This window comes from Candidatus Cloacimonadota bacterium, assembly GCA_034661015.1.
Lineage (GTDB): Bacteria > Cloacimonadota > Cloacimonadia > JGIOTU-2 > JGIOTU-2 > JAYEKN01.
In genome coordinates, this window is sequence record JAYEKN010000102.1 from 1,762 (window position 1) to 4,287 (window position 2,526).

Annotated in this window: 3 protein-coding genes; all 3 read left to right on the forward strand. The window is 35.8% G+C overall.

What is annotated here, in order from left to right; all coding sequences use genetic code 11:
- Window positions 1–264: 264 nt before the first annotated feature.
- The 3 genes from U9P79_04215 to U9P79_04225 all read left to right on the forward strand — a co-directional run bounded on the left by U9P79_04215 (window position 265) and on the right by U9P79_04225 (window position 2,437).
- On the forward strand, window positions 265–1,137 hold the full coding sequence (locus tag U9P79_04215) for a xanthine dehydrogenase family protein subunit M (GenBank protein MEA2103831.1): 873 nt from the start codon (window positions 265–267) through the stop codon (window positions 1,135–1,137).
- A 50-nt stretch (window positions 1,138–1,187) separates the two neighbouring features.
- Complete coding sequence (locus U9P79_04220) at window positions 1,188–2,060, forward strand: redoxin domain-containing protein (protein MEA2103832.1); 873 nt, start codon at window positions 1,188–1,190, stop codon at window positions 2,058–2,060.
- 218 nt (window positions 2,061–2,278) lie between these two features.
- On the forward strand, window positions 2,279–2,437 hold the full coding sequence (locus tag U9P79_04225; protein ID MEA2103833.1) for a hypothetical protein: 159 nt from the start codon (window positions 2,279–2,281) through the stop codon (window positions 2,435–2,437).
- Window positions 2,438–2,526 lie beyond the last annotated feature (89 nt).

The window sequence follows — 2,526 nt, forward strand, 5'->3', positions numbered from 1 at the left end:
GCCTCGAAGCAGGGGCTTCTCGAAATAGGCATTCCCAAGCAGGGGCTTGGGAACGAGAATGTGTTGGGCTTGGGAACTAGAATGTCAAGCAGGGGCTTGGGAACGAGAATGTGTTGGGCTTGGGAACGAGATTATTCGTTGATTTAGGAACGAGATGGTTGGTAAAACTTTAGAATGATGGTGACTATTACAAAAAAAATGCCGAATTCATTGACAGTCAAATTGGGAAACTCCGAAGAGTAGCATTCTGGAAAAGAAAAAAATATGAAAGAATTTAATCTCATAAAATTTGACTCAATAAATCAAACGCTATCATTTCTTGCTGAAAAGCAAGGAAAATGCAAAGTAATTGCAGGTGGAACGGATCTCACTATTGCTTTACGGAATGAAGAAAAAGAAATTGAAAAAATAAAATACATCGTTGATATTAGTTCTCTATCGGAAATAATCGGAATAAAACTTAGCGAGCGAAATCTATCCATCGGAGCAGCAACCACCTTCACCGAAATTATTCGGAACAAAATCGTAGAAAGAAATTTCTCTCTCCTTTTTGGCGCAGCAAGTCAGATAGGCTCCTCTCAAATACGAAATATGGGAACCATAGGAGGAAATATTTGTAATCTTGCTCCAAGTGCAGATTCCATCGCACCTTTGCTGGTTTACAATGCAAAGGTAAAAGTAATATCCGAAAAAGATGAGAAAATTGTTTCCCTCAAAGATTTTTTTCAACCTGATGGAGCAAAACAAATTGATTTAAAAAATGATGAAATTCTTACCGAGATAATTTTACCGATTGATGAAAATATTTTAAATGCAAAAAGTATTTTTTCCAAATTAGGACGTAGAAAAAGCGTAGCAATCAGTAGGATGAGTTTTGCACTTTTAGTAAAAAAGAATAGAGAAAAAATTATTGAGGATATTCGCATCGGCACTGGTGCAGTTTTTCGTTATCCACGCCGTTTATTTAAAATCGAAAATAAATATTTGGGAAAACATATATCTGCAAATTTTCCGGCAAAAATTTCTCATGATATTGCCCAGGAAGTTTTGGATAAAACCGGAATCCGCTGGTCATCAGCATATAAATTACCGACTTTGCAGCAAATACTTTTCCGGCTTTTTGAAGGATTGATCTGAAAAAATAATCAACAATAACTAAAATTATAACACATTAAGGAGCAAACAAAATGATAACAAGAAAAATCGTTCAGCTAATCGTAATTTTAACGGCGGTTGTTCTGTATTCTGTCAGTTATGGAAACACCCAAGAATCTGTAGAAATATTAACTCCCCAGACTTTTCCGCAATTTTCGATGGGTGAATTAAATTTAGTCGAGTTCTATTCCGATGGTTGCGATTCCTCTATTGAATTTGAGAAAAGAGTTTTGGAATTGATATCGGAATTTGAAAACGTTTCTATCGGTAAAATAAACACAGATGAATTTCCCGATTTCACTAAAGAACTTCCATTTAAAATAGTCCCAAATCAACCAACTGTTGTTTTTTTTGCAGAGGGAAAACCACTTGACGGATTTATTGGTTATAATCCGAATTCTAAAATAAGGGAGCAAATTAAAGCAATACAGCATCAGCGGGAACTTGAGAAAAAGATGGAATCCGGGGAGATTAATTTCAAGGAAGCATTTGACTTTACGTTGAAAAGTTTTGATGGAGAAGAATTCACCCTTAGTGAAGCAACCGGTTTGATTATTCTTGATTTTTGGGCGACCTGGTGTCCGCCCTGTAAAGAGGAAATCCCCTACTTGCAGAAATTTTACGATCAATACAAAGATAAGGGATTAAGTGTTGTTGGAATATCATCCGATAAAATCGAAAAAGTAAATGAATTTCGAGAAACACAGAAAAAAAAAGGCGTTCCGATGAATTATTTATTTCTCTCGGATGTTGGGAACAAGGTAGCCAAGCAGTATGCAATTAGGAATATCCCAACCACATTTTTTATCTCCCCTGCAGGTAAATTAATCAAAAAAGAAGTTGGCTTTTCTCTGGAAGTTCTTGATGAATTCAAGAAAATGATCGAAGAACATCTTCCTAAATAGAGTCTGTCCATAAAGTATGATTTTTCGACCTCACCCCGACCCTCTCCTATCGAGGAGAGGGAGACAAAAGTTCCCCTTCTCTTTGAAGAGAAGGGGTTAGGGGATGAGTTGTAAAAAGGATGAAGAATATATTTTACTTGATATGCTACTTTACGGATGGACTCTAAATAGAGTCTGTCCATAAAGTATAGATTGGACGCAGATGAACGCTGAAAAAAATGATTTACGCAGATAAAAAATTTAATTACAAAAAAAGTAGTATCAGCGTTTATCTGCCGAATCAGTGTTTTTCTGCGTCGAATCATCCACCAACTGGTGGAGCCATTGATAAAATTGTAGTTTACGGATGGACTATAAATAGCAATTCAAATGTCTAAGAAAGTAAATTATTATGAAAAAAATGTTACTTATTCCTATCATCCTATCTTTGTTGATCTTAATCGTAGCATGCCAGCAAGATTCAACG

Coding starts and splice junctions, on each gene's coding strand:
- U9P79_04215 (MEA2103831.1), top strand. CDS start 265: ATGAAAGAATTTAATCTCATAAAATTTGACTCAATAAATCAAACGCTA.
- U9P79_04220 (MEA2103832.1), top strand. CDS start 1,188: ATGATAACAAGAAAAATCGTTCAGCTAATCGTAATTTTAACGGCGGTT.
- U9P79_04225 (MEA2103833.1), top strand. CDS start 2,279: ATGATTTACGCAGATAAAAAATTTAATTACAAAAAAAGTAGTATCAGC.